The 25,982-nt window shown below is 38.7% G+C and carries 20 protein-coding genes; 5 read left to right on the forward strand and 15 right to left on the reverse strand.

Annotated elements, in window-relative coordinates:
* The first annotated feature begins 5 nt into the window (after positions 1-5).
* Complete coding sequence (locus NSTCB13_RS13435) at positions 6-341, forward strand: element excision factor XisI family protein (protein WP_448272670.1); 336 nt, start codon at positions 6-8, stop codon at positions 339-341.
* Here NSTCB13_RS13435 and NSTCB13_RS13440 read toward each other — a convergent pair.
* The 8 genes from NSTCB13_RS13440 to NSTCB13_RS13475 form a co-directional block, all read right to left on the reverse strand.
* Entirely contained in the window at positions 338-6,454 is a 6,117-nt protein-coding gene (locus tag NSTCB13_RS13440; RefSeq protein WP_448272671.1) for a glycosyltransferase, read from the reverse strand. The two genes, NSTCB13_RS13435 and NSTCB13_RS13440, sit on opposite strands and share 4 nt — an antisense overlap.
* A gap of 204 nt (positions 6,455-6,658) precedes the next feature.
* Complete coding sequence (locus NSTCB13_RS13445; protein WP_448272672.1) at positions 6,659-7,846, reverse strand: aminotransferase class I/II-fold pyridoxal phosphate-dependent enzyme; 1,188 nt, start codon at positions 7,844-7,846, stop codon at positions 6,659-6,661.
* Between the two features lie 313 nt (positions 7,847-8,159).
* The gene (locus tag NSTCB13_RS13450) at positions 8,160-8,693 is read right to left on the reverse strand and encodes a GNAT family N-acetyltransferase (RefSeq protein WP_448272673.1); all 534 of its coding nucleotides are present in this window, start codon (positions 8,691-8,693) and stop codon (positions 8,160-8,162) included.
* Positions 8,694-8,696: 3 nt separating this feature from the next.
* Positions 8,697-9,668: a hypothetical protein gene (locus tag NSTCB13_RS13455; RefSeq protein WP_448272674.1), complete on the reverse strand. Its 972-nt coding sequence runs from the start codon at positions 9,666-9,668 to the stop codon at positions 8,697-8,699.
* 141 nt (positions 9,669-9,809) lie between these two features.
* Complete coding sequence (locus NSTCB13_RS13460) at positions 9,810-10,511, reverse strand: WbqC family protein (protein WP_448272675.1); 702 nt, start codon at positions 10,509-10,511, stop codon at positions 9,810-9,812.
* 63 nt (positions 10,512-10,574) lie between these two features.
* Positions 10,575-11,321 carry a class I SAM-dependent methyltransferase gene (locus NSTCB13_RS13465; RefSeq protein ID WP_448272676.1) on the reverse strand — a complete coding sequence of 249 codons (747 nt, stop codon included), beginning with the start codon at positions 11,319-11,321 and terminating at the stop codon, positions 10,575-10,577.
* Positions 11,322-11,361: 40 nt separating this feature from the next.
* Entirely contained in the window at positions 11,362-12,186 is an 825-nt protein-coding gene (locus NSTCB13_RS13470; RefSeq protein WP_448272677.1) for a phytanoyl-CoA dioxygenase family protein, read from the reverse strand.
* A gap of 39 nt (positions 12,187-12,225) precedes the next feature.
* Positions 12,226-12,630, reverse strand: coding sequence for a tetratricopeptide repeat protein (locus NSTCB13_RS13475; protein WP_448272678.1), 405 nt, complete (start codon positions 12,628-12,630; stop codon positions 12,226-12,228).
* A gap of 926 nt (positions 12,631-13,556) precedes the next feature.
* Between NSTCB13_RS13475 and NSTCB13_RS13480 the strand changes: the two genes are divergently transcribed.
* A complete protein-coding gene (locus NSTCB13_RS13480; RefSeq protein ID WP_012407469.1) occupies positions 13,557-13,775 on the forward strand; it encodes a DUF4327 family protein in 219 nt (72 codons plus the stop codon).
* Between the two features lie 84 nt (positions 13,776-13,859).
* On the opposite strand, the gene NSTCB13_RS13485 is transcribed toward NSTCB13_RS13480, so the two are convergent.
* The 3 genes from NSTCB13_RS13485 to NSTCB13_RS13495 all read right to left on the reverse strand — a co-directional run bounded on the left by NSTCB13_RS13485 (position 13,860) and on the right by NSTCB13_RS13495 (position 18,472).
* Positions 13,860-15,146 (reverse strand): protein kinase domain-containing protein, encoded by a 1,287-nt coding sequence (locus tag NSTCB13_RS13485; protein WP_448272679.1) that lies wholly within the window; start codon positions 15,144-15,146, stop codon positions 13,860-13,862.
* 184 nt (positions 15,147-15,330) lie between these two features.
* On the reverse strand, positions 15,331-17,325 hold the full coding sequence (locus NSTCB13_RS13490; RefSeq protein WP_448272680.1) for a serine/threonine phosphatase: 1,995 nt from the start codon (positions 17,323-17,325) through the stop codon (positions 15,331-15,333).
* Positions 17,326-17,656: 331 nt separating this feature from the next.
* Positions 17,657-18,472, reverse strand: a complete 816-nt coding sequence (locus tag NSTCB13_RS13495) for a basic amino acid ABC transporter substrate-binding protein (RefSeq protein WP_448272681.1) — start codon at positions 18,470-18,472, stop codon at positions 17,657-17,659.
* A 131-nt stretch (positions 18,473-18,603) separates the two neighbouring features.
* Between NSTCB13_RS13495 and NSTCB13_RS13500 the strand changes: the two genes are divergently transcribed.
* A complete protein-coding gene (locus NSTCB13_RS13500) occupies positions 18,604-19,806 on the forward strand; it encodes an aminotransferase-like domain-containing protein (protein WP_448272682.1) in 1,203 nt (400 codons plus the stop codon).
* 126 nt (positions 19,807-19,932) lie between these two features.
* On the opposite strand, the gene NSTCB13_RS13505 is transcribed toward NSTCB13_RS13500, so the two are convergent.
* The 4 genes from NSTCB13_RS13505 to NSTCB13_RS13520 form a co-directional block, all read right to left on the reverse strand.
* Positions 19,933-20,388: a hypothetical protein gene (locus NSTCB13_RS13505; protein WP_445628114.1), complete on the reverse strand. Its 456-nt coding sequence runs from the start codon at positions 20,386-20,388 to the stop codon at positions 19,933-19,935.
* Positions 20,389-20,753: 365 nt separating this feature from the next.
* Positions 20,754-21,380: a DnaJ domain-containing protein gene (locus tag NSTCB13_RS13510; RefSeq protein ID WP_448272683.1), complete on the reverse strand. Its 627-nt coding sequence runs from the start codon at positions 21,378-21,380 to the stop codon at positions 20,754-20,756.
* A gap of 296 nt (positions 21,381-21,676) precedes the next feature.
* The gene (locus NSTCB13_RS13515) at positions 21,677-22,285 is read right to left on the reverse strand and encodes an ATP-dependent Clp protease proteolytic subunit (protein ID WP_322670450.1); all 609 of its coding nucleotides are present in this window, start codon (positions 22,283-22,285) and stop codon (positions 21,677-21,679) included.
* Between the two features lie 139 nt (positions 22,286-22,424).
* A complete protein-coding gene (locus tag NSTCB13_RS13520; protein ID WP_445628113.1) occupies positions 22,425-23,087 on the reverse strand; it encodes an ATP-dependent Clp protease proteolytic subunit in 663 nt (220 codons plus the stop codon).
* Positions 23,088-23,325: 238 nt separating this feature from the next.
* On the opposite strand from NSTCB13_RS13520, the gene NSTCB13_RS13525 reads away from it, so the two are divergent.
* Together NSTCB13_RS13525 and NSTCB13_RS13530 are read left to right on the forward strand one after the other, a co-directional pair.
* A complete protein-coding gene (locus tag NSTCB13_RS13525; protein WP_448272684.1) occupies positions 23,326-24,582 on the forward strand; it encodes a vWA domain-containing protein in 1,257 nt (418 codons plus the stop codon).
* Between the two features lie 12 nt (positions 24,583-24,594).
* A complete protein-coding gene (locus NSTCB13_RS13530) occupies positions 24,595-25,875 on the forward strand; it encodes a vWA domain-containing protein (RefSeq protein ID WP_448272685.1) in 1,281 nt (426 codons plus the stop codon).
* The last annotated feature ends 107 nt before the right edge of the window (positions 25,876-25,982 follow it).

Raw genomic sequence — 25,982 nt, forward strand, 5'->3', positions numbered from 1 at the left:
TTCAAATGGATAAACTAGCCCGCTATCGCCAGATTGTACAGCAGATATTACAGGAGTATAGTGAGCAAAAACCCTTTGATGGTAATATAGATGTTGAGAATATTTTTGATGTAGAACGTGACCATTATCAGGTAGTCCATGTAGGCTGGGAAGGTCAAGATTGGGTACATAGCTGCATCATCCATATTGATATTAAGGGTGAAAAAATTTGGCTTCAATGGAATGGTACAGAAGATGATATTGCAGCAAATTTAGTTACTATAGGAGTTCCTAAAGAGGACATCGTGTTAGGGTTTCAGTCTCCTTTCATGAGGAAGTTTACAGAATATGCAGTGGGTTAGAGAGGTGTCATCGCTAATTTGGATGCGTTCAAGCTATCTACATCGCAGAATGGGAGATTTTCTGCTTTCGCTTGTGCGATCGCCTGTTGATTATCTGTTGCTAAAGTAATTCGAGTAGAAATTCTAGGCAAAAGAGTTTTCCATTGTGTATCACTTATCTTCCCTAGCAGAGAAATTTCTGGCCCTTCAGTTATATCTACATCATCTTCCATAAGCAAATTCATGGTCAAAGACGATAAAAGCATATCAGCTTCCTCTTCAGAAATATTGTGAGTATCTATCAGGAGAGTTAAGCTACTTTTATCTGGGTGAGTAGTGAGAGTAGAAATGACACTTGCTAAATCTTGATATAGTAAATCTTCTGGCTGGAACCAGTCTGGGAAAATAATTAAGTTCATATCTCCTAAGCGGAAATTTTTACTCAGAGTATCTGCAAGATATTTACTAAATAGTTGTTGGAAGAGGCTGCCTATTTTAGCTGAGTAACCGCGACTATCTAGAAAACTAGGATTAGCTTGCATTTTTTCTTTGATTTCGGCGCTCTTTTGTTGGCGTAATTCAGGGTTATTGCCGAGTTCAACTGCTAACTGTATATAAGACTCTTCACTATCTGCAACTAAATCAGGAATATTTAATGCTTGCACCATTGCAGCCCCCATTGCAGAGCGAAAGCTAGTTCCCCGTCTAGCAATTACTGGTAAATTAACCTGTAGTGGTTCTATCAAAGAAGTTGTTCCAGAAAATGGAAAAGAATCTAAATAAATATCGGCAATTTTAAAGTATTCTTTAACTTCTTGTCGATTTGGCACTGGCTGAGGATCTAAAACTATTAATTGTTCTGCTGGTATTCCATGCTTTGAAAATACTTTATTTAAGTGATTTATGAAAGCTGTTTTAGGATAATTGTTTGACCAATTTGGGCCAAATGGCAGAAGGACTAAAACAGAGTTAGAAACTTCAGAAATTATTTTTGCCCAAGTATCAATTAGTTCGGGGATGATTTTAAAGAAGTTAGCACCAGAGATAAAAATAACTCTTTCTTCGGATATACCCAAACTTTCTCGATCGACTTTGACAGTTATATTTTCTTCTTCATTACCATAACTAAAGCAATGAGCAGACCCTTCAAGTTTCACTAACTTTTCTTGATATTGCTGTTCTGCCGTTGGTGATGGATCGGTTAGCGTACCAGAAATGTAATAATCTATATGCCGCATTCCTGTTGTCACCACAGAACCGCCACTTGTGATTTGTATTCTGGCTAACCGATGCATTGATAAGAAGCAGATTTGATTGGTTACTGCCGTCACATTGGTAGCAATAAACAATATATCGAGATCATCAGCACGAATAATATTTACCTGTTCTACTAAATCTTGTGGTAGCAGCTTAAAGGAGTTGGCACAGCTTTGGCAATATTGCTCTAGTTGATGACCAGTTTGATTAAGAGAGTACAAAATTACTTCAAAATCTCTACTGATATACTCATAAACAGGCATGTAAGCAAATGTTTCAGAACCAGGTAGAAAATGTGCAGCCAGGACACCCAAACGAATTTTTTTTCTGGTTATAGGTCTATCAGCAAAATTGTAATCTACCTCATAACCCTTCATTTGTAGTAAAAATTCTATAATTTCTGCACGTTTAATATAAATATCTTTAAGATTATGCTCGTTAAAATATAGTGGAATAAAATTAGAAATGGACACAAAACTACTAACTATTTTATCCCACGACTGAGAATCATAATGTTGTAATATCGATGTGTGTAAATAATTAATCCATCCTTGCATAAAGTAATAGTAATTATCTGCTTCACCCGGCTCTTGAAAGTGAACCGGGGAAGAAAATAGGAATTGTAAATAGTCCTGAACTAACCAACGGGGTATGTGAGAGAGGTCATACTGTAATGGTAGCTGGTCAGCACGGCAATACAGCATAGCTGCTAGTAAACTCTGAATTGCTTTTGGCTGATTAAAACCTTGAGATATACTTGTAACGATATTATTAACAAAAATCTGTTCTTCATTAGTCAAACTTTCATATTTGATGCTACTATTCACTAACATCTTATGTGTTTTACCTAGCAGACCCAGATACATATTTGTTATCTGCTCATCTGAAATATTCAAGCATTCTTCTGCTATTTGTTTTCGCAACTGATGCAATTCTGCATTTTGTTCACTTAAAGTTGCGTATCTATAAAGGGCTTGTTGTCTTGTTGCTTTAGGATATCGTCGATCGCTGTAAATTGACTGAAACAATTTTTGATAATCTAATAAAATAGCATCTTTTAAAGCCGTATTTCGACGAGTTTGTTGTTCTGGATGTATCCTGAAGTGAGATAAAACTTGATCGACAAAACCAACTTTGTATTGGCTCATAATTCTGAGCCACATTTCAAAATCTACAAGTTGACAGAACTCAGGATTAAATAATCCTACTTTTTCAAAAACATCTTTTCTAATAAGTACTGTGCTTGGTTCTCCAATTTTATTAATTGGATTGTCAAGTATATTTGGATCTAGCAAAAGTTGCTGTCCTGATTGAATTGTTTTTAATGTTGACCAAGCTTTATGTACATCTTTAGCTTCGTGATGGATTAAAAAGTTTGAATCATAAACGGTATGACCAATATTAGTGAAGAGTGTTCGCGGCGAAAAAACTAAACCTATCTCTTCATCTTGTTCAGCCAAATCAACCATTTCTTCAATAGCAGTTGGCTCTAATAAGTCATCTTGAAATAAAAACTTTATATATTTTCCTTGAGCTTTAGAAATACAAAAATTCCAATTGTGGGATAGCCCATACTGAGTATGTTCGAGAATTGAAAAATCAAAGGATAATTCTTGGTTAAATGATTTAGCAATTTCAACTGTTCTATCTGTAGAATTATCATCAGATAAGATAATTTCTATATTTGTGTACGTTTGTCCTAATACACTATTAATAGCTTCTGCAATAAATCTTTCGCCATTATAAGTAGGAATACAAATACTAACAAGAGGATTATAGACTTCTTTTTTGTGTCTTTCTATATCTTGACTATAACGTTGTGTTATTTTTTTGTTTTCTGTTTGAATCTTAAAGGTTAACTTTCTAATTAAGTGAGGGCTAAAACAAGGATCATATTCAAGGATTTTTCCCCACTTCTCTTGCATTGAATTAACTGCTACTTCTTCGATTTGTAAACGTTCTTTATTGCTAATTTTAACTTTCCAACTGCTTAAATTTTGGTAAATCAGCCTGAGATTGGGAAGATAAATATTTTTATAGCCTTTCGCTATTAATCTTAAACACAAATCCACATCGTTGTAGACAATAGGTAATGTTTCATCAAATCCATCAATACTTTCAAACGCATCTCTACGACACATTAAACAATCTTGTGTGACGACTGAGACGTTCTTAATCAATGCTATATTAGCTAAAGTTTCGTATTCGTCTATTTTGGTAAGCCCTTTATAGATATGACTAGCAATTTTGCCTAAACCCAGTACCAATCCTACGTGTTGAATAGAGTTGTTAAAATCAATTAAAAATCCGCTAACGGCACCAATACACTCTCTTTGGGCTTGCTCAACCATTACATTAAGCCAATCCCCTTGAATAACTTGAATGTCACTACTCAGAAAAAATAAATAATCACCTTGTGCTTTTGTAACAGCATAATTATTCAGTTTTGAGTAACTGAAGGGAATATTATGAGAGTAATACTTAAATCGATTGGGCTGTAGAACTTGCCACTTGTCAATAATTTTTTCTGGATCGCATTTTATACTACCATTATTTATGACAATTACTTCATAGTTCGGATACACTGTCTCTGCAAAAATTGATTCCAAACATTGGTTAAATATGTAGCCAAAATCTCTTGCAATAATGATAATGCTAATTAGCTTATAACAGTTGATTTCATAACTAACATGGTAGTGTCCAGGAATGTTAGAGTCTGGTAAAACTTTGCCTTTTTCGCCTCTTCTAAAAAGCGCATCTGTCAAAGCCTTAAATCCTGCTTCATAGGCATAAGATTTTGCAGTTGTAGAAGCAGATGTAGAACCAGAGTGAAGACGCCAATGATATAAGATTTTCGGTATGTGAAATATTTTATCTGTTTTCTCTGTCAATCTCAAAACCAAATCGTAATCTTGGCTTCCTTCATAACCAACTCTAAAACCACCAATTTCATTAACAAGCGATCGGCGATAAACACCAAGATGGCAAGTGTACATTCGAGACAAAAATGAATCAGGACACCAATCTGGTTTATAAGTAGGATAAAGAAATTGGTTATTCTCATCAACTTTATCTTCATCTGAATAAATCATATCTGCATCTGGATGCTGATTGAGCAGCAGTGCTACTTCGTATAAGGCATCTGATGTTAATAAATCATCGTGATCAAAAAGTGCTATAAACTCTCCTGTTGCTATTTCTATAGCTGAGTTAGAGGAACGAGAAATATGACCATTCTCATTTCTGAAGATAACTTTGATGCGGGAATCTGTTTGAGAATACTCTTCTAATATTTTTCTAATATGAGGTTCCGTAGAAGCATCATCAGCAATACATAACTCCCAGTATGGATAAATCTGATTTAGCACAGACTCAATAGCAGGTTTTAAATATGGTTCAGGAGTATTAAAAACTGGAAATATGATACTAATAACAGGTTGAAAGTCAAGAGAAGAAGCCGTTTCATTTTCTAAGGTGGAAGCGATTAAGATATTTATATCCCAAGCTGCAAGGTTTTGAATTAGTATTTTTATCTGTGCCTCCTGGTTTTCCTGTTTCAAAACAATTCTTGCCTTAATGCGTGGTAACAAAGCTTGCCATTGGATATTATCCAAGTCTCCAACTAAGGATATTTCTAACTCATCAGTTATGTCTAAATCTTCTTCCATTAACAAATTCATAGCGACACTGGATAAAAACAGTTCAGCATCTTCGATTGGAATTTTACTACTGTCAATCAGCAGAGTAGTATCGCGACTATCAGGATAAGTTGCAAGCACTTTAATCACGTCTTGCAATTCTAAACCAATTGATTCTTCTGATTTACTCCAATCTGGAAAGATAATAAAGTTAATTTTTTTCAGATTATGAACACATTTTTCTAAATCATATTCTGTAGTATTTTGTGGTATTATCTGAAATTGGCTAATCGGGAATACATCTATAACTCGTAAAATATTAGAACTTTTTGATAGTATTGATGATTCTGATTCAGCACAAACTATGCTAATCATATCATTGATAAAACGTGTAACAGTATCTTTGCCATATTGGACAAATGTATTTTGTTGATTTCGTACCTCTTGCAATGTTCTTCTTGCATATTCTACTTCTTCCAAACCATAAGCAATTCCCTTTAATTCGTTTTTTTCAGGTTGTTCCAAAACTCTGGAAATAAATGAGCTTTGTAGCCATTGTTCTTTACTAGTTCCTTTAATTGGTATTACTATAGAAATACATCCACATAAAGCCGCCATGCAAGTAATATAAGAATATGGATCATAAGAAATTAAATATTCTTTTCTATTAAATATCTCAATCAGAACTTCTTGAGATAAACGATCATCTAAGAGAAGGGAATCTGACGGATGAATATGGATCAATGGTTTGTGAAATTTGTGACCTTTCCTGATAATGTGACAATATCCATCTCTTGATTTAGCATAATCTTTTAATGCAGGATCTACGTATAGAGGAGAAAGTATATTATAATCCTTTATATTCTTTTGAGGGTTATATGTACCATAATGATAAACAAAATCATCTTTTCCCCATGTTGTATATATATCATGTGGACAATGAATACCAAGTTCACAAAGAATCCATCTAACTACATACCTTGCATTTACAGGATTGCCAACAACACCCTCTGGATATATTACAACAGTATTCTCATTGAGATCAGCTTGTGTTGCATAATCATCAAAAATATTGTTTGGCAGTCTCGCTCCATCTGTGTCAAATATTTTGCAAGGAATATTATATTCATAAATGATTCGAGCAAGATTATAAAGAGCAATAACTCCGCCCGTATTAAATTTAAATGCTGGAGCAGATATAATAAAGTTCAACTGATGTGTTTTGGTATTTATATTCATAATGCTTACATCACGTTAATAATTAACTTTTTTTTCACAAATAAAGGGTTTCGACTATAATAAATATTTATCTTATTAGAAAGCATACAATGAAATTATGATGTGTTACAGTGCATCTCTTAGCCTAAATGTAAAACATACAAATAGCTTGTTTCTAAACAATTCATTTTAGATAATATTAAATAAATTATTGATTATTTTATATTAACTATTTTTGGCTTTCATAATACTAATCTTAATAAGTTTAGCTATCATGCAAATCTGATCTTCATTAACTGATGTCCCTGTAGGTAACACTAAAATCATATCTGCTAATTTTTCAGTTTCAGGTAGTAGCAGTCTTGCATACGGGAAATAGGATTTATAAGGCTGCATTCGATGACAACCTGGATAAAAATAACGCCGAGCCATCACATTTTTAGAATGAAGAATTTCGAGTAGTTTATCTCTACTTATTTTAGTTTCAGATTGTTTGATTTCTAAAACAATATATTGATAGTTGCATTTTTCAATTTCACTATAAGTCAACAAAGAAATACCTGGGATATCAAAAAGTTCTTTTTGGTAGCATTTATAATTCCTATAGTTAACCTCAACAAAGGTATCAATACTTTCTAGGGAAGTTAATCCCATTGCTCCTGATACTTCATTCATCTTACCATTTGTACCAATGTAGATAACATTATCCATACCAGCAAAACCAAAATTTGTCATCAAGCGAATTTTTTCTGCTAGTTCATCACTGTTTGTAACAATTGCTCCACCCTCAAATGTGTTCAAAAACTTAGTAGCGTGGAAGCTAAAAACTTCAGCATCTCCAAAGCTGCCAATCATACGTCCTTGATGTGAACAGCCGAAAGCATGAGCTGCATCAAACATTAATTTTAAATTATAAGTATGAGCAATTTCACTTAAAGCTTCTACATTGCAAGAACGACCCCACAAATGAACACCAAGAATACCAGTAGTGCGCGGAGTGATGCTTTGAATTATTTTGTTTGGATCTATATTATGGGTATGAGGATCAATATCACAAAAAACAGGTGTAATTTCTTGCCATTGTAGCGCGTGTGGAGTAGCAATGAAGGTGAAAGAAGGGACAATAACTTCATCTTTTAACCCAAGGGCGCGAATAGCTATTTCTAATGCCACTGTTGCATTACAAGTAGCAATACAATGCTTTACTCCAATAAAGTCAGCAATGCGCTGCTCAAATTCCTGTACATAGATACCATTATTAGTTAGCCATTTTCTATCTAATATGTCATTGATACGCTCCAATAATTGTTCGCGGTTTCCAATATTAGGACGACCAACATATAATTTTTCAGGAAATGCTGGTGTACTACGAACAATAGCTACATTGCTGAAATTTTGTTTAACTTTATTCATTTTCTTTCATTCAGTTAATTTGATACTATTACAGTATGTGAACTGGCATTAACTAACACTTTAATGTTTCAGATTTACTCAGCTTTAATAAGTAAATGATAATCATTATTTAACTTATCATCTATTCAAAAATATCAAAGTCAAAATAGCAGTTATCCTAGTTATTAAATTACCCAAAACTTACCAAAAACTATCATTTTAAAATTGATTGACTTTATTATTTGACACATTTATACTAAACTGAGATACATTTTATCATTCACTATAAAAAACTCATATCAATAGTAATTTTGTAATTTTTAAAAGCCAAGGTCTATACTATATTTCTATTATCTTTATTGTAGTTATTTCTAATAATTGCCATTATAAAAGTGTTATGGTAGCTGCCATTTTTATAAACTGCCTCTTCCAACTTTCCTTCTACAAAAAAACCAACTTTTTCATACATTTTAATAGCTCTAGTATTTTGCTCAAGAACATAGAGATAAATACGGTTAAGATTCAAATCAATAAAAGCGTGCTTAATAATTTCTCGGCACACTGCTTCTCCAATACCTCTAGACCAGTAATTCTTATTACTGATAACAATTGAAAATTCAGCAGAACGATTAATCGATTGAATATTTGTTAAATAAACATTACCGATAAGATTATTATTATCTGATTCAATAATAGAAAGTCTAACGTTTTTATCTCTATTATTAAGATAGTTTTGATACCAATTCTCATCTATCTCTTCAGAAATATAAAGAAAATTACACCCAAGAAAACTGATAATATCATGGTCATTTCTCCATGCATTAATTATTTTTAGATCATTTTTAGAAATCTCTCTTAATGTAAACATTATTTAGTTACCTAATAGTTTTTTTATTGATTTAATCACATAATCTAGGTCATCAATCTCATATCTATGATCTATTGGAAGTGCAAGTAATTTTTGCGTTAAATCGTGTTCAAAATCAAATCCTTCCAATCCTCTGTGTATTGTATCTTTCCATAATGTTGGAATAAAAATATTTTGATCGTATAATAGGTTTTTATCTATTCTATTTTTGACAAAAAGAGGATAATAGTAAGGAATATAATTAGTTGCTAAAGGCAAATTAAATTGATTGTTTTCTTCAAAGAATGAATGATAATAATTGAAGTGATGCCGACGCTTTTGAGCAACATTTAAATAATCAATGTTAGCAAGTAAATATTCAGAAATAAGTGATATCTTTTTAATTTTATCATTCAACCCTTTTTCATATTCTATAAATTCTTGATATGCTCGTTTCTGCTTACCCAGTAAACGATTTAATAAATGATTACAACTCAAATCAGTATTCCTTTCATAGTCAACAGGAATATCATAAGGAGTATAAAGATATGCTCCATCTGGCACCCCAAAAAACTTTCTTGCCGAATTAAAAGACCAAGCTTTACTATTTTCTTTATCAAAGAATGCTTGAGTATTATCAATGATAATTTGATCATTATACCGATTAATTAAGGCTTCAATAAATTTGCCCTTTAGTCCAAAATAATTGATATAAAGCAAATACTCGTTTTTTTTTAATTTCACATCTTCAGTAGGTTCTAAATTTATGTTAATTGAGTAAAAGCTATAGGGAGTTTGATTCGTTTGAATCGGCTTCAACAATGCGTTACAGGTGTAAAAAGGTATCCATATTCTCTGGGCTTGAATCTGTTTAAGAATGAGATTTAGGCAAGCTCTTCCATTACTAAGAGCAATTGCATTAGGATGATAGCTGCAATCTTTATTTTGGATTTCTAACTCAAAAAAACCTCCAATCGGTTTTACTCTAGACTTCATCTCAATCTTTAAAACCTCATATAAATTTATATTTATCTGAATAGGTATGAGTCTTATGCTTGCTATCTATCTATTAAATGAAATATATATCTAGTAATTTGTCTTTCCTATTCATAATAAAAAATATAAATATTTTTGTATTTATATTAAATCATATTCATCCAACATTTTTTGAATTTTTTCTTTGTCATTAAACATTAGAATATCAATGATTGAAAGCCAAGGAACAAACTGATTATTAAATTGATTATATTCAACAAATCTTGGCTGAATAAATGACAAATTGATACCATTTTTTTTAAAAACCTCTCTTGAATACAATTTCTCTCCTCCAATTGAATTTATGTAATGATCAGACCCTAGACACTTATTTATACTGATAACCCGTTCTTGCCCTTTCAAGGTATTGTCTTTATTAAGTTCCGAGGAAAAATAAACTTGGGTGTCCATATCTAAATAATCACAAATGAGCTTTAGGCTATGTGTTATCATTTGTGAAATATTCATTTCATCTACAGATAAAATACGATCTAATAGTTTTTTGATGTTTGAGTAATACGGTGCTTTTCTATAAGATAACTCCACTATATTTAACAATCTTTTTCTTTCTTTATCAAAATTTTCTGTAAAAAACCTCTGATTGATGTTCAAAAAAGCAGAATCTTTTTTTATGCTCAATGTAAATAGGTAAGCTTCTCTATTTAATAGAATTCGGTTTCTATTGATCCAGCCTCCTTTTATGTACTGTACATCATCATGAATTACAAATTTATCTGCTATATTTATAAGCTGAAAATACCCTAGATACGGAAATAAGTACGGCTGCATTATAGTAATCTTCATAAATAGACCTTCGTTTAGACCAGTGAGGCATAAAAAATAGACCTTGCTGAGAAAATATGTAACCTATGAGATACGACCTTTTTCGCAAACCATAAAAATACTAGCGCAGAGATCAGGGTATTGCATTCCTAATTTGTAACAAGCTTCTAGATATGAGTCTGAAATTATGTCAGTACTTAATAATTTGTCAAATTGAAAGTTGGCTAATGCTTTGAAAAATATACCGCCTCGATGAACAATATTAAGACCAGCATCAATAGTATCTTTTTCTAAGCTATCAAAAGCGTAAGTTTTTCTATGTCCATGAGCAAACTCTGCTTCCGTAACTGCCGTATTGTGAGAAATAAGACCCATCTTAACGGCAATTTGCCGAGATGGAGCATTCGCATTGGGGACAGCCAAGAAAAGTTGTCCCTGGTCTGATAACCATGAATTAATTTTACGTAGAATAAAGACCGGATCATCTAAATGTTCAAGCGTATGAATTAGAAAAATAGCATCGTATTTGTCTTGTAATTCTAGTGTTTCAAAGACTGAGTTAATAAATTTAACCTTGTATCCCACACGATTTTTTACATATTCTACTAACGTGTCAGCAGCCTCAACAACGGTGATATCTGTGAAGTGATCGATCAGCATCTCAGTAAATTCTCCTTGAAAGCAACCTAACTCTAATGCCTTACCTGATGACAAAAATGGTAGAAAAGAACGTAGCATGTAGCGTCTTAGGAGTTTGTCAAAGCTATACTCATACTTTTTGTCAGGGTCATTAGTATTAAAGGTTGAATATTCTTTATTATAATCTCTCATAGTAAGTCTCTCTTTATATGGGTTATCATGTATTAATCAATTAGCCTTGTCCTGGTTTATAAAATCTCTTTTCTAGGGGTTGATACCATTCTTCCAAATTTGTTGGAACTAGGGCATTATATCCAAGTATCTGCTTCATTTCTTCCGACAAATGGGTTGCATAGTCATATCCAAAATATCGAGGTAAATCCAACTGTTGTTTGACAAAAGGCTTAGTAAAACACAGTGTAAGAGCGCGTCTGGGGTCATCCGTCTGATTGGTTCCTGCCGCGTGCCAAAGGTTTGCATCAAAAAGAACGATGCTACCACTTTTTCCAACAGCCCGACTGGAATTTTCGTAGAATGATTTTTCCGATGGACGGTCAGCTAGATAATGTCCTCCATTCATAAAGTAAGTTGCACCATTTTCTAGTGTGAAATCATCTAGCATGACAATCATCTGAAGCATCAATTTTAGGTTTCCTGTGAAACTGCGAACATCTCGATGAATATTCAAAAGATAAGAAGGATGATTCTTAAGATTATTTACACCACCAAAAATATTCAGAATGTAATTGCCACCAAAGTAATGTGTTATGGTTTGTTTTAAATACATTCTTTCTAAAAATTCCATAAAGCTGTCACCCAATCCCAAGAGGTGATTAATCGTCCCATCAGTATTTTGTGCTACACCATTCTTGATTTGAATCTGGCGAGCTATTGGATTTGCTTTATCGAGGTCTAACCTCAATCTTTCAACTAATTGATTATCAACAATATTTTCAAATAACAACCATCCTTGTTTTTCAAGCTCTTTTCCTACTAATACGGATGAAGAAAGATAAGTTTCATTATTAGGATACTCACTTTGAGTGTAGGAAGACATATCATACTACCTTTAGAGGTTGACCAATGCGCCCCATTTTTACTGAGCAGAGACGTTCTTACCCTCTTGCTTCTTAATCTTCTCTAATACAACTTTGTAATCTTGCCGATCGGGGTGTAACTTCACCAGCTTCTCCAAAGGTTCCATCGCACCTTTATAATCTTTCAATTGCAACCGCAGCACAGACAGTTTCTCTAAAGCAAGTTGGTTTTCTGGTTCCCGTTGTAAAACTAACTCGTAGCCTTGCGCCTGTTGCTGTAATAGTGACTCAGGAGAAGCAGACGCAGTTGCTGGCTTAGGTTGAGTAGCCTGTTGGATTGCTGGAATGACTGCAAATAACGTAGAACCAAAAAACGAGAACATCGACACTATCGTGAGAATCTTTTGTCGCCGCTGAATCTGCTTTTTGCGGTTAATTAGGTATTCTTCGTCTGAACCAGCCATGTCTCACATACTTGCTGCGGTAAACACTTAAGTATCAGCAAGCCTCCGTTCTGAGGATACCCATCCGCTCAACAGAAACTAACATCCGCGCTAAAAATTTTTTACACAAACTTCAAATGCTGACTCTGAAGACGAGAGAACCTTATGGTAAGCCTATGCTGTAGCAACAATTTTGCCATGCGTAGTTTACCGCCGTAGGTCTTACCCTGAGCCTGTCGTACCACTTCGTGGAAGCAAGCTACGCGGAGCGTCTCGTAGAGAAGGGCATCGCTCCTATACCTCAAAGCAAAACCCTACCCTGTGCCCTAACAGGTCTTATTCTCTGAGCAAAACATAAAAATTATATAAAGATTTGCAATTATTTCGCCTAAAGCCAGATGTTTGCGATAATCTAAATAACATTTAAATCAACAACTTTCAAATTAGCTCGTATCCTATAGCTACTGCAACAAGTAAGCATATTTTTCCTAATTTAAACAAACAGAATTTTCCTAGTAGTCCTCAGTCACACTACTTAGTGGAACTTCCCTGAGGACTAATTATTCTGCTCGGCGTTCACAATAGATATCTTACGAAAGGTAGTGTTGCACTGTTGCAAAAAAAAGGTAGACGTAAAGAAGAAAAACAAAAGGGGCAAAAGTTAAAGGAAAAAGGGTAAACATAAACATCCCTTACTCCTTCTCCCAAAACTTTTGTCTGACTTCTGCGAAAAGTTTAAGGACTGCTTGGTAAAATTGGGATTTTCTGGTGGTAATTACCGTACAAAACCGAATTTACCAGTAACTTAGTAGAGTTTGTTATGGTATAGTTAAAAAGTTAAGACTAGCTTTACCAAATTAAACCACTCTACGGGCCGGCAACAATTGCAGAATGGAAAGCAGTTTTAATTAAGCATTTACCCACAAAATTAGAATTCAATCGAGGTTATGACTCAGCAAGTGATTCACCCAATGGTGAAATTGCAACGCAACGTGCAATCACTCATAGAATCGAATATTATCAAGCCAAGCGATAGCATCTGGAAAATCGCTCTGCTCTATGGTAATGAATGGCAGCACTGGAAACAAGAACTGCTTGACTTTGGCTTTAGTATGCAAGACCCAGTTAGTGAATTGCTAGCTGTAGAAACTTGGGATGAAGAGTAGGGAATAGGGCATAGGGAATAGAAATTTTTAATAATCACCACTCCCTAGACGCGATTAATCGCGTCTCTACATACTCCCGATTCTCTAAACTTTGCAAGTAGCTAAAGCCGCAGCCAATTCCTTTGCGTTTTGATAGCGATCGCGTGGCAATGGTTCTGTAACCCGATCGATAACATCTCTTAATTGGGAACTAATGGTGGGAACTTTGGCCACATCAAACCTGAAGTTTCGCCCTCGTTGGCGGTAATACTTGAACGGGTTTTCGCCTGTGAGCAGAAAAATCAGCGTTGGCCCAATTGCATACAAATCAGATTGAGTCAAAGGTTGTCCTCGTTCTTGTTCGGGAGCGCAGTAACCTTCTGCACCAATTCGAGTACCGGGCGCTGTGCCAATTTCTTTAACTGCGCCAAAATCTAACACCACTATGCGATTTCCCGAACTTCGCACCATTAAATTGGCGGGTTTGATATCGCGGTGAATCAGTGGAGGCTCTTGGCTATGAAGATAGTCCAAAATATCACAGGTTTGGATCATCCAAGCGATCGCTTGGTTTGGTGTTACTGGGCCGGTGGTATAGACACGTTTCTCCAAATCTTGTCCGTGGATTAGTTCCATTGCCAAGTATTTTTTTCCGCCTTCTACAAAGAAGTCGTAATACTTGGGAATTCCCGGATGGTTAAGGGATTTGAGAGTGTGCGCCTCTCGCTCAAATAACTCTTGAGCTTTGACAATTTTTAGCATATCAGCATTCATTTGCTTCAACACCAGCAGTTGTGGCACACCCGCAATCAGACCAGCCTCATCCCAAGCCAGATAGGTAGTACCCATACCTCCTTGTCCGAGAGTTCGCAACACCTGATAATGGCGAATTCTCTGTTGGACTGAGAGAGGTTGACCGCAGTGGATGCAAAACAGATTGTTTGGGGAGTTGCCTTCGTGCGTGCAAGTAGAAGATAAATTTGCCAGATTTCCTGCTGAGTAAAGTGTCTCAGCAGCGTTTTCTTCTGTCCCTTGTATTTGTTGCTGCGATCGCAAACCAGTTTCCAGTACTGTTACCTGCTGAATTTGGAATTGCAATATTGGGCCTCCCTGTGCCAATTGCAAAAGGGAATTATCTGGTAACGGACTCTGAAGTACAAGGATACCGTTGAGAAAAGTGCCATTTGTACCTTTACTAATCAGCTGCCAAGCATCGCCATTGCTAGCGTCACCGACTTTTCTCAGTTCTAGATGATGTCGCGAAACTAAACTATCATTTAAAACAACGTGATTATCTGCCGCTCGACCAATCCGAATTATGGAGGAGTTCTCAAAGCTCCACTGCTGGAGGGGTGTTTTCTGTTGCGGTTCTAACAGGGTCAGACTAACCACAATACAACCTACAAGGTAAATGGATTAGGGAATGGGGAAAGGGGAATAAGGAATGGGGAATGGGGAAAGGGGAAAGGGGAAAAACCTTATATCTTATTGAGCCTTCCAATCCTTTTCCCCTTACCCTTTTCCCTTTAACCGAGTAGTCTTGCTCCCCTGCTTCTTCCCGATGCCCCATTTATTTTTAACTTTCTAGATTTGGACGTACTTTTGCCCGAATAAGTATACCAGTAATATTGTCGTGACCGTTGTGTTGATTTGCCAAATCAATTAATTCTGTAACGCCCCGTTCTAAGTTAACACCAGAACTAAGTAAGGGTTCTAAGTGCGTCTGCCAATGGGTTTCTAGTAAATCATTATCTGATAGACCGTCTGATGCCAACAGCAGAAGAGTGTCTTCGTTGATGTCGAAAAAGCCAACGTCGGGATTAATCGAATTTTCATCACGAGGCCCCAAGGCTTGGGTGAGTTGGTAGGCATCTGGACGGGCGTAAGCGATGCTTGCTTCCACTCCTCGATTTATTTCCCGTTGCCCAACTTCGTGATCTACTGTGACTTGTTCTAGTCCCTGCTTACGCGTCAGGCGATAGAGACGGCTATCTCCCACATGAGCAACTGCTGCTTGAGTATCTTGAATTAAAAGCATTACTAAAGTTGTACCCATACGCCCAACTCCAGAACGGGCATCTTGTTGATTGAGCTTGTAAATCGCCTCATTAGCTAAATACACTGCTTCACGAATACTATCTTCTGTTGGCAGCTGGTTGGCAATCCAGTGTTCTTGAAAGTATTCCCTTAGGGTGTTGACTGCTAACTCACTGGCTATCTCGCCGCCAGCGTGTCCACCCATACCATCACAAAGAATATATAAACCATGCCCTTCTAAAACTCGACTTTTAGGGAACTCCAGTTTCTGAATTTTGGTTTCAATGCCAAAGCAGTCCTCGTTATGATGACGTTGACGCCCCACATCTGTGCGTCCTGCATCTTCTAAGCTACTTAACTGCATCGCCAGCACCACAGTTGCCATATCATCAGTTTTGCTAATGATATCTTCTGACTCATCTGATTGCGGGGTAGTGGACACAGCAGTATTGTTCTCCTTTATTGGGGGCAAAGTTGCGCTTCCTAGTGCTTCCAGTTCAATAGAAATTTCCTCCAAACGCGATCGCAATTGGGCGATCGTCTGAATCTTACCTACCTCTAAATCCCCCAACATTTGGACTACGGAGCCAAATTGAGTCCGTTGCGATTGTCTAAATAGTGCTTGCCAAACCCTTCCCAAAGCTTGGATAGTTAACGGTTCCTCTGGAATGGCAGATGTTTGGCGAGGGGCATCTTCTAACGACTCTGTGGCGGATTGAGAATTCGGTGATTCCACATACAACCTTTGTAGTGCCAACGTTTGGTCTTCATCCAATCGCAAATTCGACAAATCTAAAAGGCTTTGACGACAATTTACTGGTTCCAATACTGCCCAAAGTTGAACCATTTCATAACACCAGTGTAAAATTTTTAACGAACTGGTTGTTTCTTCTTGCCACAGGTTGAGTAAATACTGCCAATCCGAGCGGTTTTCGATTATTAATACCTGTATATCACCTTGTTGCCATGCGTCATGAATCGACGGTATCCCCTGCTCACCTGGGGATTGTAAAGCAATATAAAGTTTAGCAAGGCGAGGAATCTCATTCGCTTCCACTGATGGTGTGAGCAAATCTGATTCCTGATTTTCTAGGATTGCCTCAATCGGTGATATTTGATACGGTCGGCAGTCTAGAACTCTCACACCCACATCAGTAATAATGGCAGTTTCCGTTTGAGCAGGTAGCGCATCTAATAATTGATAGCGTTCTTGGGAGTCTAAATAGGAGCCTAATGTAATTTGAGAACTAGGAGATACAGGAGATGAGGAGGGTATTGCTCGTTCATCTCCCTCACCTCCCACATCTTGGACATCCCCTTCTCTTCTCAAAGCTTCCCCAGTCGTTTCTTTAGCAATAATTGCCCAAAACACTGTTCCACATTCTGTATCACAGTTATGACAACGTAATACATTCACAGGTACATCATCGGTACCGCATTCAGGACAAACCTTGTGAGTCAGGGACGTGCCACAGTTTTGACAGAATTTGTTGCTATTGGGGTTTTCAAATTTACACTGAGGGCAAATCAGCATAGTGGAAGTTCCTTTATTCCCATTCGTTCCAAGGTGCTTCTAGCCACTAACATCCAAGGTGCCACAATTGGCTGTCCCTGACTACAGTAGATTGTAGTCGATCAATGAATTTTGGTGGCAGTATTAATTGTGACGCATATTAGATAAATATTTCATATATTGGCAGTTAATTCCTTAGAAATGGGGAACAGGGAAGAAGCAGGGGAGCAATACTGCTCGGTTAAAGGGAAAAGGGTAAGGGGAAAAGGATTGGAAGGCTCGATAATATATAAGGTTTTTTCCCCATTCCCCTTTCCCCTTTCCCCGTGCCCCTTTGCCCAATGCCCAATTATCAAGAGTCTGGCAATTGTGGAGGTTCAGCGTCAAACCATTTTTGATAAATTTGCTTGTAAGTGCCATTGGATAACAAAGTTGCTAAACCTTTGTTAATTGCATCCAAATGCGGTGAATCCTTGGGCGTAGCAATTCCGTAGTATTCTTGGGTGAGCAAATCCGCAACAACTCTAATGCCTTTGAGTTTGCCATTTTTAATCGCATACAAAGTAGCGAAAGCATCGCTGATCGCGGCATCAACGTTGCCATTGAGTAAGTCTTGGAAAAATTCTGGCCCAGAATTAAAAGTACTAATTTTGGCGTTGGGGATGGTTTTGGCAAAATCTGCCCCAGTGGAACCAATTTGGACAGCAATTTTTTTACCTTTGAGACTATTGAAGTCTTTAATATTTTGATTGTCTTCGCGGACAGCGATCGCAAGTCCGGCTTTAAAATAAGGTCGTGAAAAAGCAATTGTTTTCAGGCGTTCGGCGGTAATCGTGATTCCGCTAATTGCGGCATCAACTCTTTTAGCTTCCAAAGTTGAGATCGTGCCATCAAAGGGCAGACTTTCAAACTGGATTGCAAAACCTGCTACTTTAGCGATGCCTGCGGCGGGCGACGCCAACGCATTCATCAAATCAATATCAAAACCTGCTAACTTACCGTCAGCTGTTTGAAATTCAAAAGGGACAAAGGTGGGGTCTGTGGCCACCTTGAGAATTTTAACATCTGGGCTAGTAGTGGGATATAAACTTTGACAGGCAATAATTAGTAGTAGACAGCCTAAGCTAAGAATTAGCTGCTGCCACTTGAAATTAATTAATTTCACCATAGTAATTTTGTTCTAGTCATCAATTTTTACGATACTTGTCAAGATGTTATAAGAAAGAATACATACGTATGACTTTTTGCTAATTGCCTTTGTGTGTGTTCTATATTCTGACTTTCAATTTTTAATCGCTTATGGCTTCTACCACTTCTGCTTACCAAATTGCTGATTTGTTCGCCGAAAGAGCTAGAAATCTGACACCACCAACTTACGGCACTGAGTTAACCAAAATCATCACCGTCAGCTTTGCCTATGGTTTGGCTGACCCAATTCTCTTTCCTCATGCTGATTTGTCGGCTGCAAGTGCTGCTGTACTGGCAGAAGAAGCTCCGCTCGCTCTCAATTATGGGCCACCTTCAGCCCAACTTTATGAACAAATAATCCTCCGCTTGCAGGCTCAAGGAATCCCTGCCAATCGCGATCGCGTCATTATTGGCTACGGTTCCGGTCAGATTTTGGGCTTGCTACCAGATGTGTTTCTCGAACCTGGTGATGTGGTAATTGTGGAAGGGCCAACCTTCTTGGGAATAGTTAATAGATTTGTCCAGGCTGGCGCCCGCCTGATTACCATTCCTGTAGATGAGATGGGAATGGATGTAGATGCGTTAGAAGAAACTTTAAGCGACTTGAAAAAACAAGGGATTCGACCCAGGTTTATTTACACTATCCCTACTTTTCATAATCCCACAGGCTCTACTATGCCGTTATCTCGTCGCCAAAAACTGGTAGCGTTAGCGGCTGAGTATGGCGTGTTGGTGGTGGAAGACGATGCTTATAGCGATTTGCGCTTCCAAGGCGAAGTTGTGCCATCCTTAGCAAGCCTTGACAAGGAGGGGTGGGTGTTATACGTGAATACCTTCTCGAAAATCATTGCGCCTGGTATTCGGCTAGGCTGGGCTTGTGGCGATCCAGCAATTATTGAGCGATTGGCAATGTTCAAAAGTGAAGGGCCTGTGGGGCCGTTTGTCAGCCATGTGGTTGGTCGCTACTGTGCTACAGGCAAACTAGATCGTCACATTCAGGAGCTAATCGCCTGCTATAAACATAAGTGTAATTTGTTGTTAGAAGCGATCGCTCACGAGTTTCCCAGTGATGTAGTTGCTTTGCGACCAGATGGTGGCTTTTTTGTCTGGTGTAAATTACCGCCAGACATCAGCGCCAAAGCACTCCTAATTGCTGCCAATGAACATGGCATCAGCTTTCTCCCAGGAACTCGCTGCTACGCCAATGGACAGGGAGATGATGCCATCAGGTTAGCTTTTAGCTTTCAACCAACTAAAAAGATTGTCGAGGGAATTGCTACCTTGGGAGCAGTGCTACGTGAATGGCAGCGATGATCGTACCAATTTTAGATTTTGTGGAAAGTCCGATCTAAAGAAATCTCCGGTCAGACTTTCTTTCCTTACGAGCCGTAGCAATTAGCGAACCGCTCTCCCTTTTCTACATCCTGTGAAAAGTCACGCTTAGTACCAGTTAGTGCGGGTAACAACGGTTCCGGTGCCGCAGACTAGGGCCGCGCGGGAGAGGCGGCCACTGAGGTTATTGCCGACCTTGGTGTAGGCAAAGTTAATGCCCGGATCGACGGTTTCGCCAACATAGTCCCAGCTGCTGGGGTTGGGGTTACTGCTCCGGGTGCGATCGAGGTAGACCTTGCAGTAAGGCGGCGCGTTGTCGATTCGTGCGAATGAACCGCATTGGCCGCTGTAGAAGTACTTCAGCGTTATGTTGCTTCCAGCCCAGGTTGCCTTCTTGCTCTGCTGGAGGTTGTAACGGCAGGGCGTGGACTCCGGGTAGCGACCTTCATAAGGGTAGCTTGGATAGCCCGGACTGTTGAACGGCGCAGCCTGAGCAGCGGTCGCAAATGCTAGCGATGTGGAGATGAATAGACCGAAAACCCTGGTGATTGTTCTGATCCCCATGAGTGGTTTCCAAATTCAATTTTATATTTATCTATTAGATTAACTGTTTATAGTAAGTAGGCAGAAAAATTTCTAAGTATGTAACAAAAATCTAAAGTAATTAATCCTCTTCAATTACTCTGAAAAAAGAAAAATAAGAGCGTATTTTTCAACTGTAGATAAAGTGATAATTGAAGCGTTTATTTTCTAATAGAATCCTACAATTAAGGTTTTTGGTAAAAGTTTTATACTCAGAACTAGCCTTTTCAAGGTGACTCAGCATTTTTTGGGAATTTATTTAACTGCATTAGTCGCAGATAACACAGAAGTAAGAAGAATTATTGTCCAAAAATTTTACCTACCTTGAAAGGGCTAATTTTGAATCTTTAAAAAATTTGCTCCAAGCGCTGGAAATCACGCTGGACTTCATACCAGAGACTTTTATTATGAGGGTCTGTTTTCAAAGCTTTTTTGAGATAAATTCTGGCTTTGAGTAGTTGTTTTTCGGAAATTAGCGCTCGTCCCCAAATTTGATAGGCGATCGCTAACCATTGGCGGACTTCTGCATCTGTTGACAAACGATCTGCTAAAGCTTCCGCTAGGGCGATCGCTTGCGGAAATCGTTTTTCTTGCAAAAATCGCTGCAATTGCTCATAAGTCTTCCACTTCAGCCGTTCTTCTATTTCCAACAGATTCGGCGGCTTTGGTTTCTCTGATTCTTGGCTTGTCACCGTTGTTACTGGTGTTTTCTGCCTATGCGTTGCCTTAGCGTCATCACGCCCACCAGATGTTGATACCTGAGTTGAATGTGCCACAGTTTCCTCTGGTAGTACCACTGTCATCAGGAGTTTGTACGCTTCTGTCAAGGCAATAAACTTATCTTTGGCTTTGTTGTCATCTGGGTTGATATCGGGATGATATTGCTGCGCCAGTCGTCGGTAAGACGCTTTGATGTCAGCAAAAGAAGCTCCCGATCTTAAACCTAGTAAACGGTAGCAATCTCCAAGATCCATCTTGAGCTATCAGCTATCGAATATTTAGCTATTGGCTATTATCTGTCAGTATCAGCTTCAAGCCCGGACTATTAATGATAAGGGCTAATTTTCTATTTTAAAGTTCAATGTTGACAGTTTGTTCATAAAAGGGCATTGGGCATTGGGGGTTAGGAGTAATGAGTAATGAGTTAGGAGTTAGGAGTTAGGAGTTAAGAGTTTTATTTATCTCCTTGTCTCCCTTGTCTCCTTGTCTCCCTTGTCTCCCTTGTCCCCTTATCTCCTTGTCTCCCTGCCCCTCTGCCCCTGCCTCCCTACTAACCAGCTACTACAGAGGTTCGTTCTTCAATCACACGGTCAATCAAACCGTATTCTTTTGCCTCTTCGGCAGACATGAAAAAGTCACGATCCATATCTTTTTCAATTTTTTCTATGGTCTGACCTGTTTTATCGGCATAAATGCCATTGAGCTGGTGACGAATCCGCAGAATCTCTCTAGCTTCAATTTCGATATCGGTTGCTTGTCCGCGGGTGCCACCTGAAGGCTGGTGAATCATAATCCGGGAGTGGGGCAATGCTAGGCGTTTGCCTTTGGTGCCAGCTGCCAGCAGGAAAGACCCCATTGAAGCAGCTAATCCCACGCAAATAGTCACTACATCTGATTTAATATGTTGCATGGTGTCAAAAATAGCCATGCCAGATGTAACCATTCCACCTGGGGAATTGATGTATAAATAAATGTCTTTACCTGGATCGTCTGAGTCCAGATACAGCATTACTGCAATAATTTGATTGGCAATTTCATCATCAATATCACGCCCCAAGAATATAATCCGTTCTCGGTAAAGGCGATCGTAGATGCTAATCCAATCTGTATATTGTCCACCGGGCATCCGGTAAGGAACTTTAGGAACGCCTATAGGCATAATTTACTCCGTTTTTAATTAGTCAGTCATTAGTCATTGGTCATTGGTCATTGGTCAATTGGTCAATTGGTCATTAACATTAATAATTTTTGGTTATTAACAAAGGACAAAGGACAAATGACAAAGGACAAAAGATAAATTAAAGGACACTGGCCGGGAGTGGGGGATTGGCGAGTTCTTCTTTCTCAAAAACTCGGTCAATTAAACCGTATTCCTTCGCTTCGTATGGTGTTAAATATAACAAGCGATCCATGTCTTTAGTAATTTTTTCTGGAGCCTGTCCAGTGGTGCGATGTAAGATATCAACTAAGGCCCCTTTATTTACCAAAACTTCCCTGGCGCGAATTTGAATATCCGTTGCTTGACCTTGGGCGTAGCTCTTAGGCTGATGCAGGATAATCGAGGAGTGAGGTAAACTAGCACGGCAACCTTTTGTACCAGCACTGAGTAGCATCGCTGCCATTCCCATTGCAGAACCAACGCAGATGGTGTGGATAGGAGGCTTGATATATTTCATGGTGTCATAGATGGCGAAAGCTTCGGTTTCAAAGCCAATGGGATCGCCACTGTAACCGGAAGTGCCGGTGGAGTTGATATAGATTTTAATCGGTTTTTCGGGGTCGTCGGATTGCAAAAACAGCAATTCGGCCACGATTAATTCTGTGACAGCAGGCACCAGAGGCATCCCAAGATAGACAATTCGTTCCTTCAATAAAAGGGAAGGTAAATCTGGCGGCGGTGTCCGGTAAAAGTTATCGCCGTAATATGGGGCTTGAACAGCCTTAATTGGGGAAATGTCCATAGCAACTGATCGCCTGAAACTATGCCGTTAACTGTAATACATCCTAGCGCGATGCACGCTTCCCTCAAGGTGCGGATTTCTCCCTAATGCTGAAGGCGGCTTCGCATCTGCCAATGCTTGGCTTCTAAGATATTCTGATTATATTAGTGTATTTATGTTGGATAAGTTTTCCGTAGAGCTAAAGTAGTGCTTTGAAGTTATTTTTTAATATGTATATCCTGAATAGGGACTCTGAGTTATGAAGGTTAATTTGCAGCCTGCCTTGAATGATGGTAATTTGGACGCAAATCAACTGAACAGTCAACGTCAGTTGGGAATTTCGATTTCGGCGATCGCAGAAAATCAAGACCGCCATGTACCCCTGAATTTATGCTTAATTCTCGATCATAGTGGTTCGATGAATGGGCGATCGCTAGAAACGGTGAAAAAAGCAGCGAATCGTTTGGTGGATAGACTCAATCCTGGCGATCGCCTCAGTGTGGTAGTTTTCGATCACCGGGCCAAAGTTTTAGTATCCAATCAAAGTGTCGAAAATCCAGAGAAAATCAAACAGCAAATCAATCGCCTAGCCGCCGATGGTGGAACTGCGATTGATGAAGGGCTGCGCTTGGGGATTGAGGAGTTGGCGAAGGGCAAAAAAGATACTGTTTCCCAAGCTTTTTTATTAACCGACGGGGAAAATGAACACGGTGATAACAATCGCTGTTTGAAATTTGCTCAATTGGCTGCTAGCTATAATTTAACTTTAAATACTTTGGGATTTGGTGACAACTGGAACCAAGATGTTTTAGAAAAAATTGCCGATGCTGGCTTAGGTACTTTATCTTATATTCAAAAACCCGAACAGGCTGTAGAAGAGTTTAATCGCCTGTTCAGCCGCGTTCAAACAGTGGGATTGACTAATGCTTATCTGTTATTCTCTTTAATGCCCAATGTCCGGTTAGCGGAACTTAAACCCATCGCCCAAGTGTCCCCAGACACAATCGAGTTACCACTGCAACAAGAAGCTGATGGACGTTTCGCTGTGCGGTTGGGAGATTTAATGAAAGATGCAGAACGGGTAATCTTAGCTAATATTTATTTGGGACAATTGCCAACAGGTGAACAAGCGATCGCTAATGTGCAAGTCCGCTACGATGACCCAGCCGCTAACAAAGTAGGTTTAGTTACAACAAATATCCCAGTTTATGCCCATGTAGTCAAAAATTACCAAGCAGACCCGAATCCCCAGGTGCAACAGTCTATTTTGGCATTAGCAAAGTATCGCCAAACCCAGCTAGCCGAGACGAAATTACAACAAGGCGATCGCTCTGGTGCGGCGACAATGTTACAAACGGCTGCGAAAACTGCCTTGCAAATGGGAGATACTAATGCAGCGACCGTGTTGCAAACTTCTGCCACCCAGCTACAATCTGGCGGAGATTTATCCGAAAGCGATCGCAAGAAAACCAGAATTGTCTCCAAAACAATTTTGCAAGATACTCCTCCCCAGTAAACTCAAGTTTAGATGAAAGTTAAATTGCTCTCGGCGTTAAATGACAATAATGTTGATCTGGCTCAAACAACTAGCCAACGTCAATTGGCAATTACGATTTTTGCCATCGCTGGTGAGTCCGATCGAAATCTCCCCCTTAATCTCTGCTTGATTTTGGATAAAAGTGGTTCCATGCATGGACAACCAATTAAAACGGTGATTCAGGCGGTGGAAGGATTAATCGATCGCTTGAAAGTAGGCGATCGCATTTCAGTTGTAGCTTTTTCCGGTACTGCGGAAGTCATTATCCCCAACCAAGCGATTGAAGACCCCGAAACCATCAAATCTCAAATCAAAAGCAAACTCACCGCTAGCGGCGGTACTGCGATCGCTGATGGTTTAGAACTGGGAATTACAGAACTGATGAAGGGCACAAGAGGCGCTGTTTCCCAGGCGTTTCTGCTGACGGATGGGCATGGTGAAAGCGGTTTGCGGATTTGGAAGTGGGATATAGGGCGAGACGATCGCAAACGCTGTCTGAAACTGGCGCAAAAGGCTGCCAAACTTAACCTAACTATCAACACTTTCGGATTTGGCAATAGCTGGAATCAAGATATGCTAGAAAACATTGCCGATGTCGGTGGTGGGACTTTAGCTTATATCGAACGTCCCGAACAAGCTGTGGAGCAATTTAGCCGACTGTTTGGACGGATTCAATCGATTGGGCTAACTAATGCCTACTTGCTGTTATCTTTAGTGCCCAATGTCCGACTAGCAGAATTGAAACCCATTGCCCAAGTTGCCCCAGACACAATCGAGTTACCAGTGGAAACTGAAGCTGACGGTGGCTTTGCTGTGCGTTTGGGAGATTTGATGCAGGATGTAGAACGGGTAGTTTTGGCAAACATTTATCTGGGACAATTGCCAGAAGGGAAGCAAGCGATCGCCCATCTGCAAATCCGTTATGATGACCCATTGGTTAACGAACAAGGTTTACTTTCGCCCTTGATGCCAGTGTATGCAGATGTAGTGCGGGCGTATCAACCGACATCTAATCCCCAGGTTCAACATTCTATTTTAGCATTAGCGAAGTATCGCCAAACCCAGTTAGCCGAGGCGAAATTGCAACAAGGCGATCGCACTGGTGCAGCCACGATGCTACAAACGGCCGCTAAAACTGCTTTACAAATTGGAGATAAAGGTGCAGCGACAGTGTTGCAAACTTCCGCCACTCGCTTGCAAGCTGGCGAAGAACTTTCGGAAGCAGACCTCAAGAAAACTAGGATTGTATCAAAGACCGTTTTACAGGAATAGTAAAAATTCAGCCTTGCTCATTAACTGTATAAAAGTTTCGCCTCAAGACTGTCAGCAGTAATACTCAAACATAGCGATAATCAATTTAAGTATTCTTTGCTTTCAAG

It is taken from the genome of Nostoc sp. DSM 114160, from assembly GCF_053470305.1.

What these genes read in the sequence shown, in the direction of transcription:
- NSTCB13_RS13490 (WP_448272680.1), bottom strand. Translation starts at nt 17,325, where the DNA reads ATGCTGATTTGCCCTCAGTGTAAATTTGAAAACCCCAATAGCAACAAA.
- NSTCB13_RS13525 (WP_448272684.1), top strand. Translation starts at nt 23,326, where the DNA reads ATGAAGGTTAATTTGCAGCCTGCCTTGAATGATGGTAATTTGGACGCA.
- NSTCB13_RS13520 (WP_445628113.1), bottom strand. Translation starts at nt 23,087, where the DNA reads ATGGACATTTCCCCAATTAAGGCTGTTCAAGCCCCATATTACGGCGAT.
- NSTCB13_RS13470 (WP_448272677.1), bottom strand. Translation starts at nt 12,186, where the DNA reads ATGTCTTCCTACACTCAAAGTGAGTATCCTAATAATGAAACTTATCTT.
- NSTCB13_RS13475 (WP_448272678.1), bottom strand. Translation starts at nt 12,630, where the DNA reads ATGGCTGGTTCAGACGAAGAATACCTAATTAACCGCAAAAAGCAGATT.
- NSTCB13_RS13495 (WP_448272681.1), bottom strand. Translation starts at nt 18,472, where the DNA reads ATGGTGAAATTAATTAATTTCAAGTGGCAGCAGCTAATTCTTAGCTTA.
- NSTCB13_RS13445 (WP_448272672.1), bottom strand. Translation starts at nt 7,846, where the DNA reads ATGAATAAAGTTAAACAAAATTTCAGCAATGTAGCTATTGTTCGTAGT.
- NSTCB13_RS13465 (WP_448272676.1), bottom strand. Translation starts at nt 11,321, where the DNA reads ATGAGAGATTATAATAAAGAATATTCAACCTTTAATACTAATGACCCT.
- NSTCB13_RS13435 (WP_448272670.1), top strand. Translation starts at nt 6, where the DNA reads ATGGATAAACTAGCCCGCTATCGCCAGATTGTACAGCAGATATTACAG.
- NSTCB13_RS13440 (WP_448272671.1), bottom strand. Translation starts at nt 6,454, where the DNA reads ATGAATATAAATACCAAAACACATCAGTTGAACTTTATTATATCTGCT.
- NSTCB13_RS13515 (WP_322670450.1), bottom strand. Translation starts at nt 22,285, where the DNA reads ATGCCTATAGGCGTTCCTAAAGTTCCTTACCGGATGCCCGGTGGACAA.
- NSTCB13_RS13480 (WP_012407469.1), top strand. Translation starts at nt 13,557, where the DNA reads ATGACTCAGCAAGTGATTCACCCAATGGTGAAATTGCAACGCAACGTG.
- NSTCB13_RS13505 (WP_445628114.1), bottom strand. Translation starts at nt 20,388, where the DNA reads ATGGGGATCAGAACAATCACCAGGGTTTTCGGTCTATTCATCTCCACA.
- NSTCB13_RS13530 (WP_448272685.1), top strand. Translation starts at nt 24,595, where the DNA reads ATGAAAGTTAAATTGCTCTCGGCGTTAAATGACAATAATGTTGATCTG.
- NSTCB13_RS13500 (WP_448272682.1), top strand. Translation starts at nt 18,604, where the DNA reads ATGGCTTCTACCACTTCTGCTTACCAAATTGCTGATTTGTTCGCCGAA.
- NSTCB13_RS13450 (WP_448272673.1), bottom strand. Translation starts at nt 8,693, where the DNA reads ATGTTTACATTAAGAGAGATTTCTAAAAATGATCTAAAAATAATTAAT.
- NSTCB13_RS13455 (WP_448272674.1), bottom strand. Translation starts at nt 9,668, where the DNA reads ATGAAGTCTAGAGTAAAACCGATTGGAGGTTTTTTTGAGTTAGAAATC.
- NSTCB13_RS13460 (WP_448272675.1), bottom strand. Translation starts at nt 10,511, where the DNA reads ATGAAGATTACTATAATGCAGCCGTACTTATTTCCGTATCTAGGGTAT.
- NSTCB13_RS13510 (WP_448272683.1), bottom strand. Translation starts at nt 21,380, where the DNA reads ATGGATCTTGGAGATTGCTACCGTTTACTAGGTTTAAGATCGGGAGCT.